The organism is Nostoc sp. CMAA1605, assembly GCF_021596505.1.
Lineage (GTDB): Bacteria > Cyanobacteriota > Cyanobacteriia > Cyanobacteriales > Nostocaceae > Trichormus.
In genome coordinates this window covers 1-26,303 of the sequence record NZ_PJIZ01000017.1, presented here as the reverse complement: position 1 = coordinate 26,303, position 26,303 = coordinate 1, and the positions used below count along the sequence as shown (strand labels likewise).

14 protein-coding genes and 2 pseudogenes are annotated in these 26,303 nt (G+C 38.2%); 14 read left to right on the top strand and 2 right to left on the bottom strand.

The annotated features are described in order from the left end of the window. Positions 1-220 precede the first annotated feature (220 nt). Entirely contained in the window at positions 221-2,329 is a 2,109-nt protein-coding gene (locus CV014_RS08660) for a hypothetical protein (protein ID WP_236141674.1), read from the top strand. A gap of 167 nt (positions 2,330-2,496) precedes the next feature. Here CV014_RS08660 and CV014_RS08655 read toward each other — a convergent pair whose 3' ends face one another. Continuing rightward, positions 2,497-3,759, bottom strand: coding sequence for a helix-turn-helix domain-containing protein (locus CV014_RS08655; RefSeq protein WP_236141673.1), 1,263 nt, complete (start codon positions 3,757-3,759; stop codon positions 2,497-2,499). Positions 3,760-4,076: 317 nt separating this feature from the next. Here CV014_RS08655 and CV014_RS08650 point away from each other — a divergent pair, with 317 nt between their 5' ends. The 12 genes and pseudogenes from CV014_RS08650 (at position 4,077) to CV014_RS08595 (ending at position 24,539) form a co-directional block, all read left to right on the top strand. Then, complete coding sequence (locus CV014_RS08650) at positions 4,077-4,886, top strand: hypothetical protein (RefSeq protein ID WP_236141672.1); 810 nt, start codon at positions 4,077-4,079, stop codon at positions 4,884-4,886. Positions 4,887-5,320: 434 nt separating this feature from the next. After that, complete coding sequence (locus CV014_RS08645; RefSeq protein WP_236141671.1) at positions 5,321-6,253, top strand: DUF4007 family protein; 933 nt, start codon at positions 5,321-5,323, stop codon at positions 6,251-6,253. An 8-nt stretch (positions 6,254-6,261) separates the two neighbouring features. Further along, positions 6,262-9,768 carry a hypothetical protein gene (locus CV014_RS08640; RefSeq protein ID WP_236141670.1) on the top strand — a complete coding sequence of 1,169 codons (3,507 nt, stop codon included), beginning with the start codon at positions 6,262-6,264 and terminating at the stop codon, positions 9,766-9,768. After that, a complete protein-coding gene (locus CV014_RS08635) occupies positions 9,749-10,549 on the top strand; it encodes a phosphoadenosine phosphosulfate reductase family protein (RefSeq protein ID WP_268964563.1) in 801 nt (266 codons plus the stop codon). The genes CV014_RS08640 and CV014_RS08635 overlap by 20 nt, the downstream gene beginning before the upstream one ends. A gap of 76 nt (positions 10,550-10,625) precedes the next feature. Beyond that, on the top strand, positions 10,626-11,471 hold the full coding sequence (locus tag CV014_RS08630) for a DUF4007 family protein (protein ID WP_236141668.1): 846 nt from the start codon (positions 10,626-10,628) through the stop codon (positions 11,469-11,471). Next, positions 11,461-11,892: a hypothetical protein gene (locus CV014_RS08625; protein WP_236141667.1), complete on the top strand. Its 432-nt coding sequence runs from the start codon at positions 11,461-11,463 to the stop codon at positions 11,890-11,892. The genes CV014_RS08630 and CV014_RS08625 overlap by 11 nt, the downstream gene beginning before the upstream one ends. 37 nt (positions 11,893-11,929) lie before the next feature. Beyond that, positions 11,930-17,344: a hypothetical protein gene (locus CV014_RS08620; RefSeq protein WP_236141666.1), complete on the top strand. Its 5,415-nt coding sequence runs from the start codon at positions 11,930-11,932 to the stop codon at positions 17,342-17,344. Beyond that, complete coding sequence (gene mads6 / locus CV014_RS08615) at positions 17,344-21,927, top strand: methylation-associated defense system protein kinase MAD6 (protein ID WP_236141665.1); 4,584 nt, start codon at positions 17,344-17,346, stop codon at positions 21,925-21,927. Before CV014_RS08620 ends, mads6 begins: the two co-directional genes overlap by 1 nt. After that, positions 21,917-23,365, top strand: coding sequence for a BREX system Lon protease-like protein BrxL (brxL, locus tag CV014_RS08610; RefSeq protein ID WP_236141664.1), 1,449 nt, complete (start codon positions 21,917-21,919; stop codon positions 23,363-23,365). Before mads6 ends, brxL begins: the two co-directional genes overlap by 11 nt. A gap of 71 nt (positions 23,366-23,436) precedes the next feature. After that, positions 23,437-23,951: pseudogene (locus CV014_RS30600) on the top strand (aminotransferase class V-fold PLP-dependent enzyme). Between the two features lie 44 nt (positions 23,952-23,995). Continuing rightward, on the top strand, positions 23,996-24,298 hold the full coding sequence (locus CV014_RS08600) for an aminotransferase class V-fold PLP-dependent enzyme (protein WP_236141663.1): 303 nt from the start codon (positions 23,996-23,998) through the stop codon (positions 24,296-24,298). Continuing rightward, a complete protein-coding gene (locus CV014_RS08595) occupies positions 24,288-24,539 on the top strand; it encodes a hypothetical protein (protein ID WP_236141662.1) in 252 nt (83 codons plus the stop codon). The genes CV014_RS08600 and CV014_RS08595 overlap by 11 nt, the downstream gene beginning before the upstream one ends. A 33-nt stretch (positions 24,540-24,572) precedes the next feature. Here the strand turns inward: CV014_RS08595 and CV014_RS08590 are convergent, their stop codons facing one another. Further along, a complete protein-coding gene (locus tag CV014_RS08590) occupies positions 24,573-24,722 on the bottom strand; it encodes a tyrosine-type recombinase/integrase (protein ID WP_329608359.1) in 150 nt (49 codons plus the stop codon). Positions 24,723-25,318: 596 nt separating this feature from the next. Here CV014_RS08590 and CV014_RS08585 point away from each other — a divergent pair. Next, positions 25,319-26,151 (top strand): annotated as a pseudogene (locus CV014_RS08585) (IS5 family transposase). Positions 26,152-26,303 lie beyond the last annotated feature (152 nt).

The following is a 26,303-nucleotide window of genomic DNA, read 5'->3' as shown; positions in this document are numbered from 1 at the left end:
CCAAAATTGTTAATTTATCTCCTCGACTCTAATTTCTACAATTTAGCTAATTCCTGAAGCCATACAATAATTACAGCAGGGAAAGTGAACAGGCTTGATAGTCTCTTATTATCTGGTTTTACTCTTAAATTGTGTACCTCATTTACCTGAAATCTGCTGTATCTCAATTAATTGTAAAAACTGCCTCAGTATAATTTGATGAAATCACCCTAAATGCATTATGAATAAACCGAAAGATTTACTGGAATTATACAACCGCTACGAGGAACATATTCAAGCTATACATGATAGTAAACGAGCTAAAAATCTTCTCAATGAGACTCGCTCTGCTGTCATGCGAACTTTGGTTGTCGGTCTGGGCTATCAAGGAATAATTGGTACTGGCAAAATGTCTTTAGCTGAATTAAATTCAACCAAGGAGTTTATGAAAACTCAGGGGGTAGAGAAGTTAAAAGAAGCACGAATGGCTTTCCGGCAGGGTTGTTTAATTCTGCAAAGGTCATCTAAAATTCAAAATATTGGTGAAACCAAACTGAAGCAATTATTAACTTGGGTGCAAGAACAGTCTTGGTGGACTGAAAAACCAATCAAGTTAGACCAAAACTGCCCTACTCCTCTGAAGCAGAAGGGTCTTTCTCCGGGAAGAAAAATTACCAATCGTCGAGGTAAAAATAAGAATTACTCGCTGCCAATTAACAATATTTCTCCTAGTTTACAAGCGGAACTACAAGAGTTTTTTGATTTTCTCACAGCACCTTTTTACCGAGGGAGAGTGATTGAACCCATAGCAGAATCTACTGCTAAACAATATTTAGCAGTCATCCGGCTGCTTTTAGGTTGGTTTGTTAAACACCAAGGATTCTCTCCAGAAGAATTAAGTTTGTCCTTGCTTGTTCCTAAACTGACAAAGGATGAGTTATATGATTTGAGTAAACAACAACAAGACAAGCGGTGGAAACAACTGCAAATTCAACTGGCAACTTGGCTATGTGAGTTTTTGCGATTTTTGATAGAAGTTGTTGATTCCGAAAGCCCTAGAACTAAGGTTTCCCGAATTGTTGTTCTTGCAGCTTTAGGAAAGTTTATTTACTGTGATCAAGTTGAACAAATAAGTGATTATGCTAACATTCCGATTCTCAAAACCGTTGGTCAATACGTTAATGATGCCAGTAGAGAAGTTAAAGATTGGCAACGTCAAAAACGCTACGTAACTCAGCAGGAGAAAAAATGGCCTGAACCGATTCCTAATCAAACTGTTTTAACTACTGTGCATGAAGAAGTTGTAGAACCTCTACGCCAAAAATGTCGAGTCAGAAGCAAAGATGGCAACCCACGTTATGGTGCAGGCCCAGTTTTAGCTTTACAGCGATACCTTATCTGGAGTTTTTTGGCATATATGCCAGCCAGACGACAAGAAGAATACCGCAATTTAAAGATTTCTCTTAGTTGTCCCATTCAACGCCCCAAGGATGTGCCACCGGATGGTTTATATCATCCGTTGCCGCCTGGTAGAAAGCGTGAGAAACGCTATGACGGTAGTGTAGGGGATAATTATCTTTACAAAACCTATTCTCACAAAGGGAAATTCTACAAACATGGCATCTGGATTTTAGACATCCAAGCTTATAAAAATTGGAAGGTTTATGGCCCGCAGTCGATTGTAATTCCTAATCGTCTATTTGATGATGATACTTGTTTGTATGACTATCTTGAAAGCTATTTATATGGTTACTGGATGCCTGGAGGTCGTAACAACCAAATGTTTTACGATTGGTGGCAACCAGAGTTACTGGGTTGTCGGGGCCGATGGGTACATTCCGGTCGCAATGAGTGCAATCCGGCTGATGTTTGCTGTATTCGAGATAAATCAGACCCAGAAATTTGGTCTTGGGGATATTTATTTGTCAGTGCAATTGCTGGGAGGCCGCTTGATGCTTCTAAATTTACGGTTTTAGTTCAAAATACGGCTCGCGCATTAATTGGTAAGTCACTTTCTCCCCACACTATGCGCTATGTCTGGGCTACTTGGGCTTACCAGTTACAACTCGATGACCAGAAAAAAGAATCTCTTGCTTATGCTATGGGTCATAGCCTGACAACGCTCAAAAAAATGTACGAGCGTTGTACGCCAGCAGAAAAACGCCGACCAATTGAACAAGCTATTGAAAGGTTAATATTTGATGACATGACTTTTTTGGAACAGCCTTTGCCTGTAAAAAAATCTAGTGCTTCAACTCCTGACAAGGAGGAATTAATTCATCGATTGCAGGATTTGACTCCTGAACAACGCCAGGAGCTACTCAAATTGCTGCGCCAGAAAAGTATGTAGTGGTCTGCCAACCCAAAAAAGCTAGGTGGAGGTAACCAAGGGGGCTTTAAGGGGCGCGGGGGTGCATAAGGGAAGGCAAATTCCACTGCTAGTTCTCTATCCTGTACTCCTCCGCCCACAGTACGCAAAGTTTGTAAAGCAAACCAGTAGGTTGTCGAGCCATAACCCTAATCATCCTCAAGCTGAGAACATGGGTACTTTTGTATGGCTCGCGATAATGGCATGGTTGTATGACATTTAAGCTCTGGTTCAAAGACCACAACGGCAACTTCACCGTTCATCAAGCAGCAATGCCTAATTGGTCGGCCATCGCATAATCCACAGGATGCAGCCCACTCATACCATTGTTTCTGTTCTGCATTCAAATCATAAGGATCTCGCCTTTGGGACTTACTGTCTTTCACCCATCCCTGTTCCAGACACTTACGAAAGTATGCCGCTTTATCTTTGACTTTATCCTTGCTCAATACATATGCGATCGCATTACTAAACTCACTGCTGTGTTTAGCCCAAAGTTCGTCTGCTACAGCTCGGTTGAGGAAAATGCCTTCCTCTTTCAAGCGTTGGAACTCATGTTCAGGGATACCATTTGTCTCAGGAACGCTACTGGTTTTTGCAATATCGGTTCTTTGAGTCTGTTTTTGGTTAGTAGGCTTTTGCAGACTCTTTTCTAATGATTTGTAGGCATCAACTAATTTATCGCCCACAGATGCCATTATTCCTAAAATTAACCGGGGAACTTTTGATAATGCGATCGCTCTGGTAACAACCTTTTGGGCAGTTATCCCTTCTGTTTCCATTTGCTGTTGTACTTCCACTCCAGTCGCTTCATCGTAAATGGGAGGTATTTGGCAGTAGCGAGTAGCATCTTGATTGCGTCGCCAAATTGAAGGTTTTTCAAAATCAAGAGAAACAACAACATTATCCTGTTGTTGCCTTTCTTGGTATTCCTTAAACTGGATTACCTTTGTGTCCTCTCCAGGGACTGGTGGATGTTCTTCCAAGGTATCGCTACCCATCCCTACAAGGGACGGGTCAGTTTCTGGTTTTTCCCTCTTAGTTCTGCTTAAGCACCTGTCCTCTGAGGGGACGGGTGGGGCCCACTCTGATTGGGGTGCTAGAGAATACTCATCTGTCTCCCCAACTCGTTTATTTCTGGTTAGAAGCCTATATTTCTCTGTCAGTGCGCGCAGTGCCTTAAGCGTCACATTACGGGATATCCTACAAGCTTTAGCAATTTTAGGTACTGATTCCCAACACTTTCCTGTTGTTCCTACTCGTCTAGCTATATGGCCGTAGACTCGAAATTCATTTGCAGTTAGCCCGTAGTCGTCAAGCCATGCTGGGATAAATGCTAGTGGTTGTCTAACTTCTGCGGAAGATTCAACTGTTTTTGTAATTTGAGCCTCTGGCTCAGACGCAGTAATCATGTTATACTGTCTCCAGTATTTTAAAATGGTAATTTTCTAAAAGCACTCCGATTATTTCTAAGCGGGGTGCTTTTAATTTTTACAGGATCGTACCACGTATAATATCAAATTAAGCACTCAGTAATCTTTGCAATTTATTACATTAGCAGTTCCCCACCGCTTGATGAGCACGATCAAGGTAGACTAAGACTTACTCAAGCTATTTGGGCATCCTAGCTCACAGCTAATTGATTTCTTCTTATGCTCATAGCTTGTATTACTTAGTTAGGATAAATTTAGAGTTGCTGAAAAATTCTTCTTAGGATAAAAATTATAAAATGGCTTTTGCTGAAGCTGACAATAAACACAGCAAACAGAATACTGATAAGTCTAAAGATGCCGTAGAGCCTTCTGAAGCAATATTTCAAGCAATTGGAGTCATTGTTGGAGAGGTCAGTATATCTTCTACAGGCAATAACAGCGTGACTATAGGTAACTCAATCTATCCCCTTTTTTATCTTCCCAGAAAACGCAGAGAATTTGAAGCTCTAGCACAAGAAATTGAAGCTACTGGCAAGTACACTCAAAGACTGCTGGTTTATCCCAAAGTTATGCACTTTCCTCGAAAGGATGAGCCACATCAAATCGCTTTTCAGCTTGTTACTTATGATCATGGTCAGGAAAAAACTCGCCTGTTAAAGCAATTAAGAAATTTTGAGTTTCACCTGAGTGGACTATGGCAGTTTATTCCTGTTTGTTCTCTCCCATGTATTTCAATTTTTCGCAACTTTACTCGTGAAAGGCTGGAATATATTAAGCAAGCTGAACCTACGGACAAATTTAAAATTATGAAGGCAAGCCATCTGCCTCTGTTGTGGAAGGATGCAATTGTTCCCGCATTTAAATTTAATCCTAAAGCTGACAAAGACCAGGGACATCCCATGTTTGTGTCAATTAAGGCGAAATTTCTGCCTCAGAAAAATATTTTCAAATTTGACGCATTACTATCTCTGCCTCAAGAAACTCCACCTAAATTTCTTAAGGTATCTAAGAAGGATAAAGCGGCAGCAAAGCAAGCATCAAAAAAAAATAATTCTCGAAAAAATTCTCCTAAGCCAGATAAGGCTGAGAGTCCTATAAATCAGTAATAAATACTTCCAGTAAGTTGGAGGTATTTATTACTGAATTTTAGCGGTGATTGCAGTTCGCCACATGTAACAGCGGTTCTAAAGCATTTAGTGCTGAAATATGAATGTAAAAGGCATCTGGAAGCAGCTTACCAACTGGACTACGTTTGCAAGCCTGAGCTATCATGCTTAGTTCAGGTATAACTTAATGCTGTTCACTTAACTTAATATTTGCAACGCTGCCTAGTTCATGTATATTAGAAACCTTGGTTTCTTTTATTAAACTAGTCTTCTCTAGCTTATTAAAGCTGCGATCATGCTGAACCATTGCTTATTTACTTGATAATACCCGCTTGTTAATCACTCAAGGACATATCACTTAATATGAATCTTTTTATAATAATTGGAATTTTAATAAATTTTATTAGTTATTTTATTAAGCTCTAGAAATATTTATGGTTAAACAAATCAGCCTCAACTTAGATGACATTGTTAAGGAAGTAACTAATGTCAATCCAATTTTTGCCCGTCATGAGACATTTCATCCGCGTTATGGGTGGTTAAAAAAAGGTTTTGACGCTGCTCAAATTGATTCCAAAATCTTCTTACAAGAAGATGCACCTGTGAGATTAGGTGTTGGTAAAAACATGGTCAGTGCTATTCGCTACTGGTGCAATGCTTTTAAGGTACTAGAAAATGATGAACCCTCAGAGTTTGGCGATCGCCTTTTGGGAGAAAACGGTTGGGATTCGTTTTTGGAAGATCCAGCAACACTATGGCTGTTACATTGGAACCTACTAAAACCAAGCTGTAATGCTGCTGCTTGGTATTTTACTTTTAATCTCTTTCGGGATAACGAATTTTCACAAGATGATTTATTTAATGCTTTGTGTACCTATAGGGATAGTGTTGCACCCCGCATCGTTGAATCTTCTCTAAAGAAAGATATCTTCTGTATTTTGCGAATGTATGTTGAGCAAGCAACTACTAAGGCAGGTATAACGGAAGAAAGCTTAGATTGCCCGTTTACACAGTTGGGAATTATACATACCGCAGGAGACTCTAGGCATTTTACTTTTCGAGTTGGTGCAAAAAGAAATTTGCCAGCAGAAATATTAGTTGCTGTGTGTCTTGAGTATGCCAGCTTTGTAGGACGTGAACAAAGAACTATTTCTATTTCTCGCCTAGTTTATGATATCGGCAGTCCTGGGATGGTTTTTAAACTTTCAGAAAGTGCTGTGTGTGATGCTATCGAACAAGTTGCTAGGTGGTCAAACCTGATTGCACTATCTGATTCGGCTGGTTTAATTCAATTTTCTTTTACATCCGAGCCAGAAGCTTTAGCAGAGGATATTTTAGATAAGTACTACAAACGCAGGGTTTCCTAGACAAAACGATGAACAAAGCTTTATCTGATTATTTCAGCCTCAAACGTCGTTATTCTCGTTCTATCAACCTTGAGCGGGACTTTGACAAAATTGATGCCTTGCAGGGTTATATTCTGACTGAAAGGTCAGTACATGCAACTAGACGAATATTAGCTGGATTAACTGGAGATTCCGACCATCGTGCTTGGACTGTAACAAGTGTTTACGGTACGGGAAAATCTGCTTTTGCCCATTTTTTTGCTTCTTTATGTGCTCCCGAACAAAGTCAGTCGCGTCAAGTCGCGCTAGAAATTGCAGCACAAACATTTGGTGCTGATAGTTCTGAATATTTAGCTTTAAAAGAAGTTATACCTACTCAAGGGTTATTCCGAGCAGTAGTCGCTGCACAACGAGAACCGTTAAGTAATACTATTGTTCGAGCTTTAGAACGAGGTGCTGAAACTTTCTGGTCGCGTCAACAAATTAATAAAATAAAAGTAGCACGAAAGCTGGTAGACCTTGGAGTGCAGGTTGCGGATGGAAAAGTAATAGATAGTCGAGAAATACCTAATTTAGTTAAGGAAGTTGCAAATTCTGTTTCTACAGGAATTGTATTGATTATTGACGAATTAGGTAAAAATCTTGAATTTGCTGTTCAAAATCAAGGTGCAGAAGATTTATATTTACTACAACAATTAGCAGAATTACCAAAAGATAAAGGTTATCAGGTTTATATATTAGGTTTATTGCACCAAGCCTTTGCTGATTATAGTGAAAGATTAGCTTCGGTACAACGTAATGAGTGGTCAAAAATTCAAGGTAGATTTGAAGATATTCCCTTCAAAGATTCTCCAGCCCAAATGATGCGATTGATTGGTCAAGCAATCGAACAATCACAAGCTAAAGAATTTAAGAATTTAATTCATAAACAAGTAACAGAATGGTTAGATTTTTTACCAAATAATATAAAAGATGATTATACATATGAAATTTTAGCTGATACTTATCCTTTGCATCCTATTACAGCATTGGTAATACCAATGTTATGTACTCGATATGCTCAAAATGATCGTTCACTATTTACTTTTCTCACAAGTAATGAGCCATATTCATTTAAGAAATTCTTAAATGAAAACACTATTGATAGTCATATTCTACCGACACTAAAATTAGATAGAGTTTACGATTATTTTATTGAAGCGGTAGGTTCTGGTTTAGCCTCTCGCCCAAATCTTCAACGTTGGGTAGAAATACAAAATTTAATTGCTGATGCTAAGGGTAAAGATGTTGAGAGTTTGCGAGTCTTAAAAACTATCGGCATTTTAAACCTTGTCACGACTACAGGTGCAATAAGAGCAACTCGTACTTTAGTAACATTAGCGATGTGTGAGATTCCCTCGGATGAGAATAAAAGTCTCTGGGGGCAGGTAATTGATCATCTTCTACAACAAGGTATCATTACGTATCGTCGCCAATTAGATGAACTACGAATTTGGCAAGGCTCAGATTTTAATGTTGATATTGAATTAACAAGTTATCTAGAAAAAGAACGTTCTCCCTTAGTTACTCTTCTATCTAATATTCGTCCACTTAAACCTATCGTTGCTCAACGCCATAGCTACAAAACAGGCACTTTACGCTACTTCGAGCGACGTTATTTAGATGGTTTGCAAGATTTAGCAAAATTGTCTTGTACTAGCGATGATTGCGATGGCTTGGTTGGATACTGGGTAGATGAAGCACCACCAACTAATATACCTGCAAGTACGTCTGACGGTAAACCATTGATTTTGCTGTGTCCATCTAACTTAGATATATTACGAATTAGAGTTAGAGAGTTTGCTGCACTAAAGAAAATTCAATCTAACGCTACTGAGTTACAAAGTGATGGTGTTGCAAGGTTAGAAGTACGCTATCGATTAGTACAAGCTGAACAGTTGTTAGATGAAACCATTGCTCAAGCTTTCGATATAGCAACAAATGTTATTTGTTGGATTGGAAGTCAACAAGAAATAATTAACCACATTACCGATTTTAATGCCAAATTATCAGATATCTGCGATGAGGTTTACCACCAAGGAATCAAACTCTGGAACGAACTAATAAATCGTCGTGAGTTAACTTCTCAAGGTGCTAAGGCGAGAAGAGAACTGATAGAAGCAATGCTAGAAAAGCAAGACCGAGAAAAGCTTTGCTTGGAAGGATTTGGCCCCGAAGTAGCTATGTACTATTCTGTACTTGGTGAAACTGGAATTCATCGTCAGGAGAATGAAAAATGGGGATTTTACCCACCTGACGAACAGTCTGGTATATGTACAATTTGGCAAGCAATAGATGATTATTGCTTGCAGTCCAAAGATAAAATACAAACTTTAGATAAGCTCTACAAAATTTTAGAAGCTTCTCCGTATGGCGTAAAACGTGGAGTTATTCCAGTACTGATAGCAGCAGTGTTGCTTTACCATATTGACGATGTAGGCATTTATAAGGACGGTACATTTATCCCTGTTTTAGGTGCGGAACATTTCGAGCTATTAGTAAAAGATCCATCACGATTTGGAGTTAAATATTTTGAAGTTGTTGGGCTGCGATCGCAAGTTTTTAGAGAGCTTGAGTCAATTTTACGTAGGCAGGATGGTCTGAAAGCAAGGGGTGTAAGAAATTCGACTTTACTGGTTATGGTGAAGCCGTTATTTCAATTCGTTAAAAAGCTACCATCATACACTACTAAAACCAAAAGCTTAAGTAACGAAGCATTAGCAGTTTTGCAAAACTTGCAGAAAGCCCAAGAGCCGGATGAACTTTTGTTTACTTCTTTACCTTTGGCTTGCGGGCTTAACCCTATTGTTGCCAGTGAAGAGGATGATGGCACAGTAGCAAAAACTTTGCGGAAAAAGCTTGTTACAGCACTGCATGAGATTCAAACAGCTTATGACCGTCTACTTAGCGAGTGCCAATCCCTTCTGTATGCTGCCTTTGCAGTACGCAGTGGGCAAGAAAAACTGCGAGAGGATTTACGGGTTAGAGCTAGCTATCTGAGCGGTCAAGTTTTGGAACGCCGAGTTAGAAGTTTTGTGCAAGCAGCAGTAGATGAGGATGCTACTGACACTGAATGGTTAGAAGCACTGTTAATGATTGTTGCTGATAAACCTGCTGAATCCTGGACAGATGAAGATGTAACAAATTTTGAACTAAAGCTTTCAGACCTTGCCCGACGTTTCAAAAATCTTGAAGCTTTACAGAAAGATTCTCAAACTCGAACTTCTGAAGGTTTTGAAGCACGTAAAATTACAGTTACACGTCCAGATGGGCAGGAAACTCATTCATTAGTTTGGTTTGATCATGAAAATCAAGTTCAGATCGATAATGTATTTGAGGAAATTTTGGGAATATTAAGGAAGTATGACAGTCCGCAATTACACCAAGCTGTTATTACTAAATTGACTGAGTATGTGCTAAGTTCAGAATCTAGTACTAAAGCTTCTAAAATTGAAAACAAACAGCAAAAAAGGAAGTATGGGCAAAAAAGCAGTTAGACATATCTTAGGTCTATCAGGAGGCAAGGACAGTACTGCCTTGGCTATTTTGTTACATAAGGAAATTCCTGAGATGGAATACTTTTTTTGCGATACCCATAAGGAATTACCAGAGACTTACGAATACCTTGACCGCATCAAGGCACGTCTGGGTATTAAAATTCACTATCTCAGCGAAAAACGAGGCTTTGATCATTGGTTAGTAATTCATGATGGTTTACTACCTTCACCCCAAATGCGTTGGTGTACCGTCAAAATGAAAATTAAGCCTTTAGAAGATTTTGTAGGAGATGATGAGGCTATTAGTTATATTGGAATCCGTGCTGATGAAAACCGTGAAGGTTATATATCCACTAAACCTAATATTAAGTCGGTGTTTCCCTTTAAGGAAAAGGGTTTAGTTAAGGATGATATTATTCGGCTATTAGAAGATAGTGGAATTGGACTCCCTGACTATTATCGTTGGCGCAGTCGTTCTGGATGCTTCTTCTGCTTTTTTCAACGTAAATATGAATGGGTAATGTTAGCGCAGGAACATCCTGATTTATTTCAAAAAGCAGTTGAGTATGAATCGAATCATGCCGATGGTCGTACTTATACATGGACAGATGGGGAAAGTTTATTGCAACTTTTGGAACGCAAAGATGAAATTATTGCTCAACATGAGAAGTCAATGACCAAGCAAAAAAAAGCTGCTCCTAATCAACCTCTTGCCGAGGTTCTTGCAGAGGTATTGGATGAAGAAGATGATTCTTTGCCTTGTTTAATGTGTCATTTATAACTTTTATGGGTACTCTAAGTATAGTAAAAAATTAATATTACTTAAGTGTTATCTATTCTATCTACCACAAAAGTCCATGCCTAAACTACAACTAAGCTTCCATGGTACCTTTGCTCTAAAAAAGGAAGATTTACTCAAAATTCTTCAAGTTTGTATTGAAGAAAAAGGCTTGAACGACACCAAAGAAAGGTTGATGGAACGAACAGGTTTAGGTAATCAGAAAGTAACCCCAATGAAAAGTTGGGCGGTTCGGACTGGTTTAGTTAGTAACAATCATTTAAGTCCTGAAGGAAAAGTCGTTTTAGACAAGGATATTTACCTCGAATCACTCATTACAGATTGGTTAATGCACTTCTATTTAAGTTTTGGAGACAAAGGGCTTGCTAAACCTCCAAACGATCCATCAGAGTGGGGTGGCTGGTCTTACTTGGTATATAATTTTTTGCCTAAACATCGTATTTTTACGTTTGACGACCTGGTGCAGCATAGTGCCACTATTTTTGGCCAAGAAACAGAGGAAAAACTTATAAAAAACTTCACAATGGTCTTGAAAGTATATGCATTACCACTAAATAAAAAAGAGGAATCTCCCTTGAAAGGGTGTAAATTTATTACCTTAGAGGACGAAAAATTTATTATAGGAAATGCAGCGTTACCTAATCCATACTTAATTGCCTATTTCTTAGCAAAGTTGTGGAAGCGAGACTTTGGCAATGCAACGTCAGTTCTAACATCTGAAATCCTAGAGCAAAAAATGGGACTAGCACCTATTCTAGGTGTAGAAAAAGAAGTGCTTCAGGAACAACTAAACCAGCTAGAAACCCTGGCTTTAATTGAGCAAAGACGTACAGTATCTCCATCACAAGTAATTCGCCGTTGGGATGATCCAATTGATCTGTTGGAGAAAGCTTATGGCTATTAGAGATTTACGACTTAGAGAAGCGAAACCAAGCGATCGCCCCCATATTTTGCTATGGGATACACCTAAAGATTTGGAACTGCGACAACTTGCTTACAGTGAAAATGCTGAATGCATCAGTTACCGCACCCATCTCTTGAAGCGAATTGCAGATCAAAATAGCCCTTTTTTAGCATTACATATGCGGCTTGACCGAGAGTTAAATAGTATTAAGGCAATTTGTGCAGAAACAGACAAGCCATTAGTTATTTTTAAAGACCTTGATAGGCTAATTACATATTTATGCGTACAACCAGAAAGCCCAATTACTTTGTTCTGGCAAAATCTTTTGAATACACGGCATTTAGAAAGTATTCTTTGGATTTTACTACCAAGCAAATTATCTCCTCCCAATTGGGACGAAAGCCGAATTAAACGTATCTAAATTATCTATTCTATAAGCTTACAGGGTTAGTTTACTCATGCTTCTCCTTAACCAACTAGTTACGATTAATCAAGCAGCACTTGTGGCTAATGCTGTTAGCTTTGATCTCATGGATGACTCTGATAAAAATTTGCGTTTATGTAAGGGTTTTGTATTTAATTTTGACTCTGATACCAAGAAGCTGAAAACTTCTACAGTAGGTGTATTGTATGCTGTCAGGCAAAGTTTTTATAGCCCTAGTGAACCAAATGTTCACCTAATGGTGCAGGATTATGGTAAAGGTAAGTCTCACTTTGCGCTGGCACTTGCTAACTTTTTTCAGAAACCATATAACAGCCCTGAAGTCATCGGTATTCTACAACAAATAGAAAATTCTACTTCTAGTGATAATTATATTTTAGAAAATTTAAAGCTTTATAAACAACAAGGTAAGAACCTAGTTATTTGTCTTAGCGGTGACAAACCCATAGACTTAAAAAAACATTTTCTCCAAGCTTTGCGAAAATCTCTAGAATCTGAAGGTATTACAGAATCTATTGGTCAAAAGATATGTCAAGCACCTCTCCAGTACCTTGAGAATCTCAATGCAAAAGACCGTCAAGCAGCTGAGGCTTATTTACAAGCACAAGGAAATCCAGAAGGCGACTTAGATACAATTATGGATCTGTTACGTGAAGATAACTATCAAGTTATTTCTCGTGTTAAAGAAATTAGTCGTCAATTAACTGGTACAGGTTTACCTCTTGATTTTGATGTTGATATCGATGTTGAAGAAATTCTTTCTAATGTAATAACTAAACTCTGCACAGGCGAAAATTGCTGTTTTCAGGGTGTATTAATTTTATTTGATGAATTATATAATTATCTGCAACTTTGGGCAAATGACCCAGTTCGAGCAGGTAGCACAACACTACAAGGTATTACAAATATTTGTGAGAGGTTTAAGGGAAAAGTAGCTCTTCTGTGCTTTAGTCAGAGAAGCCCTAAAAGAGTTACTCCGCTAAAGCATATAGAAGACTATAACAGATTAGTTTCACGCTTAGAATTACTGCCTACAACATATGAACCTGCTGCTAGCTTAGAATTGGTACTTAATAACTTATTATTCCAGCAAAAAAGAAGCTCTGCTTGGCAACATTTTTATCCAAAATGGCGCAATACGTTAACTGCACTTAGCACAGAAATCTATCAAAATCGTACGGCTAATTCTTATCAAATACGTAACTGGCTACCACAAAATTTTTTCAATCAAATTACTGTAGGTTGCTTCCCACTCCATCCTCTAACTTCTTATTTACTTTGTAATTTAAATTTTACTCAGGGACGTACGGCAATCCAATTTGTCCAAACAGATGTTGCAGACTTTATTCAAGATCAACCAGTTGAAAAAAACGATAACATCAATTTTATTTATCCAGTTACATTAGTTGATGCTTTTTTGGATAATTTTAAGGTATCTGATTATTCCGCTTATTCGGATTATAAATATGCCTATGATTCCATAATTGCGTCTGCTAATATTGAAGAACTTATAGTTCTGAAAGCTTTATTCCTTTACTATGCAAGTGTTAGCGTTGATAAATTAAAGAAATCTGATAACGAAAAACATGAAAATATTCTTAGTTTGCTAACTGGAATGTCTCAAGCACAACTAAGAGTGAGTTTGGAAAGATTAAGCCAAGAAAGGCAAGTAATTTTTTACAATCCCGCAAATAATGTTTACCGTTTTTATGCTGGTGGTTTTGGAATACAAGATTTACGCAAACGGATTGAAGAGGAAGTTGGTAATAGAAGCTTAGAAATTAAAAAAGTTAAAGATTTTTGTCAGGGAAAGTTGCACTTATGGGGTGCAAGTAATAATATAATTCCAGTTCAATTTATTGAGCAAAATAAGCTTAATAGTAGTGATTGGTTGTTTAAAGCTACTGTTCATACTACTATTGACTTATGGGAAGCACTTAATAATCAACAATCTCCAACCGATGAAATTGGCACAGTTGCATACGTAGTTGCAGAAACTAGTGAAGAATTAGCTTCGCTCAAAAATGAGATGAGCCAGCTACTTGAGCCTCCTCCTAATGATTTGACATCTATTAAACGTAAAATAGCTGTAGCAGTCGCATCTCAACCAGCCGATGAAATTGCTAGATTACTGTTAATGTTGGAATGTGCAAGGGAAAAAAGTGTTCAAGAATGTGGCGATGCTTTGACACAACTCAAAGAGCAACTTGAAGGGCAAATAAAAAATAAAGTAGAAGAACTATTTAAGTCCTGCACTTATTATTGCCATATTTTGGATAGAGTGCCAGTAGGCGAGCGCACTAACTTATCCAAAGTTACAAGTATACTTCTTCAAAACCTTTATCCACAAGTAGCACCACAGGAAAAGAACGACAAACTAGCTCTGAAGAGTACCAAGGGAGGAGAGATAATTGGTTACACCTGTAAGCGATTATTAGAAGATGATTTGCGTTCCAAAGCATTTCCTCATCAAGCATACAAAAATTTGATTGAACCTGTTTTTGAAAAATCTTGGAGGCTGCTTAAACTCGATTCCGCTGCAAAATATTATGTCCAGGTACCAATTCAATCAAATGTCAAAGCAGCTTGGGATAAAATCTCCGCTTTAACTGCATTAGGTAATGAATCCGAAAAAACTGTAGATATAGCAAAAATCTGGGAAGCTCTTGCTAAACCACCCTATGGTTATAACGAATATACTTTCACAATATTATTTGCTGGATGGCTAGCTTATCACCGTTCCGAAGTATTTCTCAAAGGTGGATTTGGTATTCCTCAGAAAAGCTCCGAGGAGGTTAAGATAGTTACAAAACCCGTAAAAGACTGGGCTTCTACAAATATTTTTGATAATCCTAAACATTTTGTTCAAAAATGGATTCTTAATAGGTCTAAAACTCAGCTAATTCGACATCAACCAATCACCTGTCCAGAAGTTCCAAATTCTCTTACTTTTGACCAAGCACAGCAATTTATTCAAGAAATCAATGATTATTTAGCTAATAATCCAGATCCAGTTAAAGTTAAAGAAATTACCAATATCAAAGATAAACTTGCATCTAGTGTAGAAAGCATTAATCAAAGATTAGCTCCTGTTTCACAGGCTAAAATTTTACTGCGATTATCAAATGATGCTGTAGATATTGAGCAATTATTGTTAATCTGTAATAGCTTACATGACAAATTTACTGTTATCAGTGAATTCGGTTTATCTATCAGCCTGACATCGCAACAAAAAGCAGAAAGAGAAGAAATTTTACAATCAAATATTGAAAAAATTGGTGGGATTATTACAGAGAAAATTAAGCAAGTTCAATTAATACGTACCGTAGCAGATTGTACAGAGGTTCAAGCTGATATCAATCAAACAATCAATTTGATTCAGCCAGCTAATTATTTACCATCTCGGTTTATTGAAGAATTAAACACAGCTTCAAAAGCTGCTACTGCTAAGTTAGTAGAAATTACAGAACAAACAAAAATTGATAATTGTTTGGCGGAAATTCAAAGAATTTATCACAGCTTAAGTTCATTAGCTACACAAACTGAATATATTGATATTCAAACTCGAATCGATAATCAAGCTGCTACTGTACCTGCTGTTAGAGAAACAGATATTTACCAAAATATCATTCAAGCTTTAGCGGCTAAACAAGAAGCATTAATACAAAAAATCTCAGATTGGGAACATCAGTTTTCTCAATCTATGTCACGCACCTCAGCGATGCAGTTGAGTAATAGCATCAATCAAGAAATTAACCGTTTTACTGATGAAGAGAGTAAACAAAGATTAAATAACCTGCGTCGGCGTGTAGAAGATATAATTTTGCAACGCGAGACAGAAGAACAAGAATCTGAAGAGATTCACGATATAATTGCAGACGCAGTCAGAAAATTACAAGGGGCTAAAAATGCGAAAAATTTATCTGAGGCTTTTACAGCATATCGTGATTTAAATCAGTTAAGATTACCGATTGTCATTAAAGACGCAGCTTTAAAAAATAAGCCACAGGAATTAGAACATTTAAAATCTCAAGGCTATGAAGCTATTTTAGAAGGGCTGAGAAAAATTATCGAGAAATGCACGCAGCCAATAAATCAAGATTCAGATTATGAGCAAATAAATCAATCTCTGCAACAAACTAAACAATTTGTCACAACTTGTGATGATTTTCGCAGATTGATCGCTGAGTTGCAGGAAGCCGAAGAAAATCTGCAAACTCAGTATCAAGATTTTCAAAAACAACAGCAAGATAAGCAAATACTACATTCCATTCGCCAACATACTTTATCAAAAGCAAATACCGTTCATCTTTGTGAAGAGGCCCTTACCAATATCCATCAGCTAAAAAATAATTTTTATTATCCAGAAAAATACATTTATGAAGTCGATAAATTAATTCAAGAGTTCACCAATAAAGTTACAACATTTAAAAATCAACTGCATGGTTTGCAACAACGTTTGTCAATAGTCAAAAAGTCCAAAGACATAGACAGCATTAAAAAAGATTATGCTCAGTTGAATTTTGTCTTTAAAGATTCTACAGAATATCCCGCTTATCAGCAACTACAAGCTGAAATAGATTCCTTAGCAGCTGACCTAGAGCTAATTCGCCATTGGGAGATTCTCGAACAACAAAGTAACTCGATTGCATCTTGCGATCGCACTCTCACAACTATCAATAACAAGCAAGCCAATTTACATAATTTAGAGCGTTTCAGACAGCAGATTGAGCAATTACAAACAAATCTACATCAAAAAATACAAGGATATACAGACCAGCTGAACGAGCTTTACAATAAATTAAGCAATATCAAAACTCAAAAAGAAGCTCAAAAGCTGCAAGCAGAGATTAATAGCAAGTCTAGTTACTATCACCAATCCCAACAAGAAGAACGCTATAAATCTATTTGTACTGAAGTTAACTTACTTTCAAACCTGCTGCAAATTTTCGCAACTCAAAAAGTAGATACAGTACAGGCTTGTCAAGCAGAGAAAGAACGGTTGCAAAAGTGGCGTTCGGAAATTGAGGAAATTCCCGCAACAGTATTAACTCGGTTTGATGCAATGGTTGCACAATTAGAACAAACCCAGCAGCAGATTAAAAATCAGCAACGCAATGCTGCTATTAAATGGTTAGAAAGTTTAGAAACACAAAGCCAACAGTTACAATCTACCAACTCAGCCAAGAAACTGGATCGTGCACATGAATTACTCAAGTCCATAAAACAACAGCAATATCAATACCAACACATACTACAAGCCGAGCAACAACAAGTTTTAGCACAAATTATTAATAATTGTGTAGAAATTCAAAATCAAGATAAGGAAAGTCAAATTATTACCTTATTCCAACAATTACCCCATGAACGACGAGAAAACTTACTGAAAAAACTGCCACAATATTTATCAGGGACTACGGAGGAGTTTTGATGGCTGAACTCTGTCATTTTGGAGAGCCAGAAAATGAATCAGAACGCAAAGCTTTTGAGTATCTGCGTGACAATTTACCTGATTCCTACAAACTCTTTACGAACCTGGAAATTAAGCAATGTGTAGAAATTTGTGAGGTGGATTTAATTCTCATCGCCCCACACTGCGTTTATGTGGTAGATATTAAAAATTGGCATGGTAATATCGAAATTTATGACCCTAATTGGTATCCAGATAATTACCAACCCTTTTTATCGCCTTTAAAAAAATTAAGAAAACACGCAAAAGTCCTGAGTACGATGATTTGTGATGCTAATCGCGTCAAGGACAGTGAGTTGCGGAAAGTTCACATCCAAGCGGCAGTGTTAATGACAAATATTGATGTCAAAATTATTGATCGCGGGGATAAAGATGGTGAACACATAACATATTTAGATGAACGTTGCCTGAAATACTTTAAAAATAAAGCTTATATTCCTGACTATCGCTATCAAGATATTAAACATTATATTACAACAGTTGAAAGAGCAATCCAGGGGAAATCTAGACCGAAAACAGCACCGCAAAGATATCGTGATTGGCAAGTAGAAGATAAACTTAGTAGCAATGAGCGATATACAGAATATCGTGCTAAACATTTAATGATGGGTATGAGTAGCTGGACAGCAAGATTGCGTGTTTATCAAGTCGATCCACTGCTAGAAACTAGCAAACGTCAAGAACAATATAAACTGATCGGTACAGCATTTCGCGCAGTTCGCCAATTACCATCCCATCCAAATATTCTCAGCGTGCAAGACTTTTTTGAAAGTCGAGAACATGATTGTTTAGTAATGGTAAATGAAGATGTACCAGGGCAAGTTTTGCACCAACATATCAAAAAGCAAAGTCTCAATTGGGAACAAAAATTAGCAGTGATGCGAGATGTTTTATCGGGCTTAGAACACGCCCATAAACATGGTGTGATTCATCGTAATATTACACCCGATAGCATCTTAATTACTACTATCGGTCAAGCTCGTTTAGTAAATTTCGATTATGCGCGTATTTGCGATCGCACCAGCACGATCGCAGATGATATTATCGATGACTTGGAAAAATATGCTGCTTACCAAGCTATCGAATGTCAAAACGATCCTTCTCAAGCCAGCGTTGTTTCTGATTTGTTCTCCGTTGGCTTAGTATTTTACGAACTGTTGACGGGCGTTCCAGCTTTCGCAGATGCTAATCAAATTTCTGAATGCAACGCTACTTTTCCCATTCAGCCATCGGAACACAATCCTGAACTGTCATCGGATTGGGATAAATGGTTGCAAAAATTATCTGCTTTTGCTCCCAAAGACCGCTATCCTCATGCTGATGCAGCATTACAGGATTTAATTCCACTTGCAACTCTACCAAATCTAGATATCACTAACTTGCCTGCCGATACAATTGTTGATGAGCAATATCGGATAATTCAGCGATTGGGGCGACCGGGTAGTTTTGCTGTAGCTTATCATGTTTTTGATATCCTCCGCAAAACAGATTTGGTACTCAAATTAGTTACTCGCGATCGCCGTTCTGTGTATGAACGACTCCAACAAGAGTATACTGCTTTATTAAAGGTTCCCAAGCATCCTCATATTGTGGAAGTTATATTTGCCAGTCGGTTAAAAGATGATACTCCTTTCATTGTTTTTGAGTATATCGCTGGACAAGATATTGAATCTCTAATTGCAAACCAAACTCTTTGTCTCGAAAAAGCAGTTGAAATTGCTAAACAGACTGCTGCTGGTTTATTACACTTGCACCAATACAAAGTTTGTCACCAAGATATCAAACCTTCTAATCTACTTTTAACTGGCCAAGGTGTGCGAATTCTTGATTTTAATGTCGCCGTATCAGACAGCGATGAAATGACTATTAGTGCTGGAACTCGTCGCTACATTCCCCCGGACTGCAAATTAACAATAGATTTGAGTTTAGCCGAAAAAATCGATAGAGATGTGTATGCTTTAGGTATAGTTTTTTATGAATGTGTTACAGGTCGCTACCCCTTTGATGAACCACAACCACCAAAACGGAAATTACCCCGCAATCCCAGCGAATTAGAGGGATGCGAGAATTTAAGCGATGAATTAGTACAAGTAATGATGCGAGCGATCGCACCTCAACGCACAGAGAGATTTACTGATGCAGCCGAATTTTTACAGGCAATTAATAACCTTTCTTGTCTGAGAAAATCTGAGCCAAGAAGTTTATCGTCAGAAATTAAATCAGTACAAATATCTCCCAAAACCGGATATAAAGTCAAGCAAACACAACAAATAACTGCCAATACAACCCCAACAACGTTTAACTTATTTACTCTGCCAAAATTGACAAGTCAAAGTCAAATTGACCCAGATAAACCAATAGTTTTAGACCCCACAGGAAAATACGAAATTCCACTGGGATACATTGGTATTACCACAGAAGTTGAGTGGATGGAATCTTTTGGTATTACTAATTCTCCCTACTGGGTGAGAGGTAAAAGATTATGTGATTGGGCGCAAGAATGGCTAAAAGCTTGGAACAAATTAGATGCGATCACCGAAATTAAACAAGATCCACGCCTGCGCTTACAAGAAACTTTTGGTTCCTTACCTTTACCCAGCGAGTGGACAGAAAACCAACAGCTAGCGGTAGCCACTAAACTTGACTTTTATCCGCAAGATAATCCAATTGCACATTTATTAGCGGATATTACCGAAACTGACAAGCAAATATGGTTAGGCGAACCTTCCATAGAGAATTTAGCTGCTTGGCTGGCGATTCAAGTACCGCCAGAGTGCAAACCTTTAGAACGAGTATGGCAAAACCAATTTCTAGAGCATAACTTAGGAATATACTACCAAACATCAGATAAGCTTAAACTTTTACGCCGTTGGCTAGGAATCGCAGAACCAGCTATTACAGAACTACCTAAATATCCCTTAGCAATTCCCAATTGTTTAACACAAGAGTTTGATCGCTACTGGGAACAACAACTATACCGTTCAGATGGACAAATATTAGAAAATCTCATTCTCAGCGAACAAGTTGGTTGTGAGCGGATTGCAACTGTTGCCTATAATGTCCTTGAGAATCGACCTAACTTGCTGAATAAAGTTCGAGAAAAGAAAATTGCTGCCTATCTCAGTCATCAGCAGCGAGAAACACTCAGCAATAAACAGCCTCCACCTATTCCCGAACCCCTTGATATTCAAGCTACTCCCCAAGAAGCCTTGAGGTGGGTTACGGAAAGTTATTTACCTTTTCGTCGTTGGGAAATAGCGATCCATCAGCCCATCTCTGCACAAAATATAAGCGATCGCTTGGCTGATAGTTTTGTGGTATGGATATTACATCACTATCCCCAAATGAAGGAAAATGATGTTAAAGATTCACAATTAAATTACAGTGTTGCATCTCTAGTGCAAAATCTCTGTCAAACTTCCCCGGTACTTTGGGTTGTAATTGATGGCTTAGGCTGGTTAGATCATCTAGAACTGTTATCCTTCCTCACACAAAACCAGCAACTCGCCATAGAAACTTATATCCAACCGCGCTTCAGCATCTTACCTACAACAACTGCATACGCCAAATGGAGTCTTTACACACAACTTTTACCTAACGATTCTGCTTGGGTTAAAGATGCAGGAAAAGCCTTGCCAAAAATGGAAATAGGAAAGCGTTATACAGACTCTGATAAAGCCAAACTCCTTCAAGATTTAAAAAAAGGCAAACACAAGCTTTATTGTTGGGATACGCAACAATTTGACGAATTACACCAAACTGAACGAGATTGGCAACACTGGTATAAAGTTAAACGCCCCCACACCTTGGAAGGAATCGCCAGAGAAATCCAATCTTTCGTTGCCGAACATTCTTACCCAGAACAACTACAAGTTATCGTTACTAGCGATCGCGGACAAATTTTAGGTGTCTGCGAACAAATCACCTACCCTGACAACCTAGAAGCCCAAGGAAGAATAGTTATAGGAAAAATCGACGATCCTCGGTTCGTAGTTTTAGAAAGCGATCGCTACGGACTTCCTCACGATATCAGTATTGTTAAAGGTGCTGCTACTCTAAGTTCTTTTAGCTACTCTCAAAATCAAAAAACTTTCGGTTCCCACGGTGGGCTATTTCCCGAAGAAGTTGTTATTGGCGTATCTATATTGCGAAAATCTGTACAACGCCGTCCAGTGCTAGTATATTGCCGTGGCGAAGGAGAAGTAGGAAAAATCGGCAAGTTAGAAATTACTATTGATAATCCTAACTCCGTACCCTTAATGGATGTATGCATACGTATTCATGAATTATCGAATCTCAATTATGGAATGCCCTTAGAAACAATCATCCCAACAAATGATAAATTAACCTTGACGATAGATATTCCAAAAGTACCAGAGTTACCACCTGGTTATGAAGGCGATATCCTCAGCTTAAGCGGCGAATTAAATTTTCGATTTCCTAGCTGTGAAATAATGAGTACAAGTCTTGCTGCTGACTCGACATTCAAAGTTGAACAAATATTTATTAGTGGTATTGCAGGATTTAATATAGATGAATTCTAACGAACTATTAGCTTATAATCAGGATTTAATTATTGATGTTTTTGGCAATCTGAGCATTGATAAAAATAGATTACCATCAAGTGGATTAAGTTCCGCTGGAATACCTAGTTTTGTTGCCGAATGGCTGCTTGATAAAGTTGTCCCGGGAACTGGAAAACTTACTACCCCAGAATTAGAAAAAATCAATAACTTTGTCAAAAAAGCCTTTCCCCGCAAAGATGACTACAACGAAATCATGTTTGAGTTATCCCAAGGAAAAGCTAAAAAAATTATTGCCCTCATGCGCGTCCGGATTAAAGTAAATAACGAAGGTAAATTAATTCCCGACCCATTAGCACAAATCAAAGTCTTAAATTTAGATGAATGTAGAATTTCTCCCACAATTGTAGAACGCCATACAATGCTTCTTCGCCAAGGCGTTTGGGGGAAAATTGATCTAGTTATGCTTCCTGACGGCACTGTAGAAGTAATGGATTTTGAGCCTTTCCAATGTTCGCAAATTAATTTACAAAGTTATGCCAAGCTTCGAGAAAACTTTAATACACAACAATGGAAAAATTTATTATTTTGCTCAATGGGATTTAATCCCGAACACCCAAGCTACAGTGAAGATGCAAAAACCTGGGTATTATCTAGATTATTACCTTTAGTAGAATCTAATTACCATATTATGGAATTAGCGCCTAAAGGTACTGGGAAAAGTTTCGTATTTGAAAATATCAGCAGTAAAGTATGTCTAATAAGTGGCGGTAAAGTTACCCCTGCACAGCTTTTCATCAATGGTCAAACCAGAGAAGTCGGTTTACTCGGTCGTCATGATGTTGTTGTTTTAGACGAAGTTCAAAGCTTAACTTTTGACAACAATGATGAAGTGATTGGCCCCTTAAAGAATTATCTTGCTAGTGGACGCTATAACCGTTCCGGCTTTGCGGATATTTCCAGCGATTGCTCCCTTGTCATGCTAGCAAATATTGAACTAGATGAGCAATTACGTCCGCGAAATGAAGATAATTTAATTGGGGAACTACCAAAATTTTTCGGCGAAACAGCATTGCTAGACCGCTTTGTAGGCATAATTCCCGGATGGGAAATTCCTAAATTTAAACGAGAAATGATTGCTAATCAAGTTGGTTTAAAAATGGACTTTTTTGGCGAAGTGTTACTATCTCTACGCCAAGATAATCGTTTTTTATCTTACACACAGGAGCATACTCAATTCGAGAAAAATACAACAGTTCGCGATCAAAATGCAATTCTCAAATCAGCATCAGGATTTTTGAAAATTCTTTATCCACATTTACAGCTAACATTAGAAGATTATCGGCGAGATTGCCTACAACCTGCCTGTAGGATACGTCAATATATCCGAAACTCGCTGTATTATCTCGACGATGAATTTAGGCAACTAGGTCAAGAAATTTCCGTTGATGTCAAGTGATTCAAACAGCTAACTCTATATATCTCGACTACCACTCCACAACACCTGTCGATCGGCGGGTAGCAGAATTGATGTTGCATTACATGATCACTGCATTTGGTAATGCTAGTAGCGTTGATCATATTTATGGTGACGAAGCAAACAAGGCGGTTTCTCAAGCATCTGTTAACGTAGCTAAATTAACTGGTGCATCATCTAAAGAAATAATTTTTACATCTGGAGCTACAGAAAGTATTAATTTAGTCATTCAAGGCAGCATAACTATTGATAACACTGCAAAAATTAAACCTCGTATTGCTGTTTTACCCGTTGAACACAAAGCATTTTAGATACCTGCTATACATTGGCAAAAAAAGGATTAGCTGAAATTATAAACTTGCGTGTTGATTCAAAAGGTAGATTAGACTTAGACAATGTAGAAAAAGCCTGTGCATCAGGGCTGTCGCTGGTATCTGTGATGGCAGCTAACAATGAAATTGGTAATATTTATCCCATTCAAGAAGTTGGAAAAATAGCTCAAAATTATAACATTCCTTTTTTGTGCGATGCTTCCCAAGCTGTAGGTAAAATCCCTATCAATTTTTGAAGAATGGGGCATTACTTACCTCGCAATTTCTGCGCATAAACTCTATGGGACAAAAGTACAGGAGCTTTAGTTGTGAGAAAAGCACATCACCTCAATCCCATTTTTTTGGTGGTGGACATCAAAAAGGAATCAGGTCAGGTACTCTCAATGTTCCTGGTATTGTTGGGTTGGGAGAAGCTTGTCGCCTACGACTGCTAGAAATGGAAGAGGATGAAAAAGCGATCGCTGAACTGAGAGATAAATTACAAAGCTTACTACTAAGTAAAATCCCTGGTCTAGTCATCAATGGCGATGTAAGTTCCCGGTTATCTGGCAACCTCCATATCTCCATTCCTGATGTTCCCTAACAGTGCAATCATTGCCAGAGTCCGTAATAAACTAGCTATCTCTACAGGTGGCCGCTTGCTCATCTGGTGTAGAAACACCTTCTCATGTTCTTCAAGCTATGCTTTACCAAAAGAAGTTATTGAAGGAGCGTTGCGTATTGGCATAGGTAAATTTACTAATTCTTTGGAAATTGAACACGCAGCAGAAATTTTATCATCAGCAGTCCACTTAACTCGTCAAGCCATGTGTTCTCAGATGTAATAGGAGAGCGATTTTTTTCGGGGGAGATGGGCATTAATCATCCCAAAGACCTTGAAATTTAGTAGATGCAAGTTCGGTGTAACGAACTGTGTGCTGAATATTTTTATGTCCCAAGTAACTTTGAATTGTCCGAGTGTCAATACCTCGATTAGCCAAATAATAACCCGTCCCATGCCTTAGCATATGAGCATGAATAGGGAAAGGTAAACCAGCTAACTCACCAGCTCGTTCAATGTGCCTCTAAAAATAATGCCAGCATCGCTTCTAGATTATCTTTTTGATACTGCGTGGGCATCAACTCTTTAAGGGTGTAAACTAAATTTTGGGCGTGGGCAAGCATTTTCTTGCTTTTTATCGAAATACATTTCACGCCCTTTCTCTCATATTTTGAGACAAAGATGCAATCATCTTTATGCTCAGGTCAAACAGCCTCTGCATTCAGCTATCTCGCATTCTCTGTATTCATTACATGAATTAAGTTCTTTTTAAAACAAAAACTACTTACCTGATTCTATTCACCTACTGTTATACTTAAACACTGGTTTATCTAGCTTGTACGTGTGACTACGGTTGGTGCAAGAAATGAGACTTGATTAACCGTTGATTCCACAAATCCAGTAGCAATAGCTTCACCATTTCGCCAACGTTCTCCATAGGGATATAAGCCCCATTGTTGGAAATATAGCTCTGAGAGCTGATTCGTAAAGAAAATCTAAAAAGAAGTGAATCTGGGTTGACCCAGGTTATAGGCTAAACCGAGTGTAGTTATTTTGTTGTCGATGAGCCGTCTACCAGCGATTGAGAATCCACACCGCAAACCCTACCCAAGTGATTTAAGCGATGCTGAATGGTTTATCAAGCCTCTTCTACCTACACCCAAGGGATTTGGGCATCCTGTAGAAGTAGATTTACGAGAAATTCTCAACGCTATTTTCTACGTACAAAGGACTGGTTGTCAGTGGGAAATGCTACCTCATGATCTTCCTCCTTACACAACGGTGTATGGCTACTTTCAGAAATGGCAACGTAAAGGCATTTGGCAGACAATTCACGACCAAGTGCGGCATAAACTCCGACAAGATTTAGGGAGAGATGAAAAGTCTACCGTGGCGTAGGCGTAGCCCGTCGAAGACATCGCTGATTCTCAATCCGTGAAGACCACGGAAAAAAAGGGGAGGTCTACGGTTTCGATGGTGGTAAGAAGGTTAAAGGGCGTAAACGACATATAGTTGTAGATTCTCAAGGGTTGTTGATTGGCGTTTTAGTGACTCAAGCCAATGCGTCAGAACGTTTGGGTGCTGTGGTTGTACTGCATGAAGCAGCCGAGGAATTGTCTAAATTGGAAGTTGTTTGGGTAGATCAAGGTTATTCGGGAGAAAAACTTTGCTCAAGCCGTTAAGCACGTTTGTGGAGAACAGGTTCGTGTTGAGGTAATTGAAAGGATATCGAAACATTTGAGCGATTGCCAAAGCGATGGATTGTAGAACGGACATTTGGTTGGCTCAATCGATTTCGGCGTTTGAGTAAGGATTATGAGTTGTACACCGAGCTAAGTGAAGCAATGATTTATGGCTCATTGATTCGTCTGATGATCAAGCGAATGGCAGCTTAAGGTTTTCTTTACGAATCAGCTCTAAGTGTGATAATAAAAAAATACTTTTGCCAAAACATACTATCCTTGGTGCAAAGAATACATACTACTCTGCACCAATAAAATTAGGGTAATCAGCCACTTAGTTAAAGCATTAGCCATAGCATTGAAAA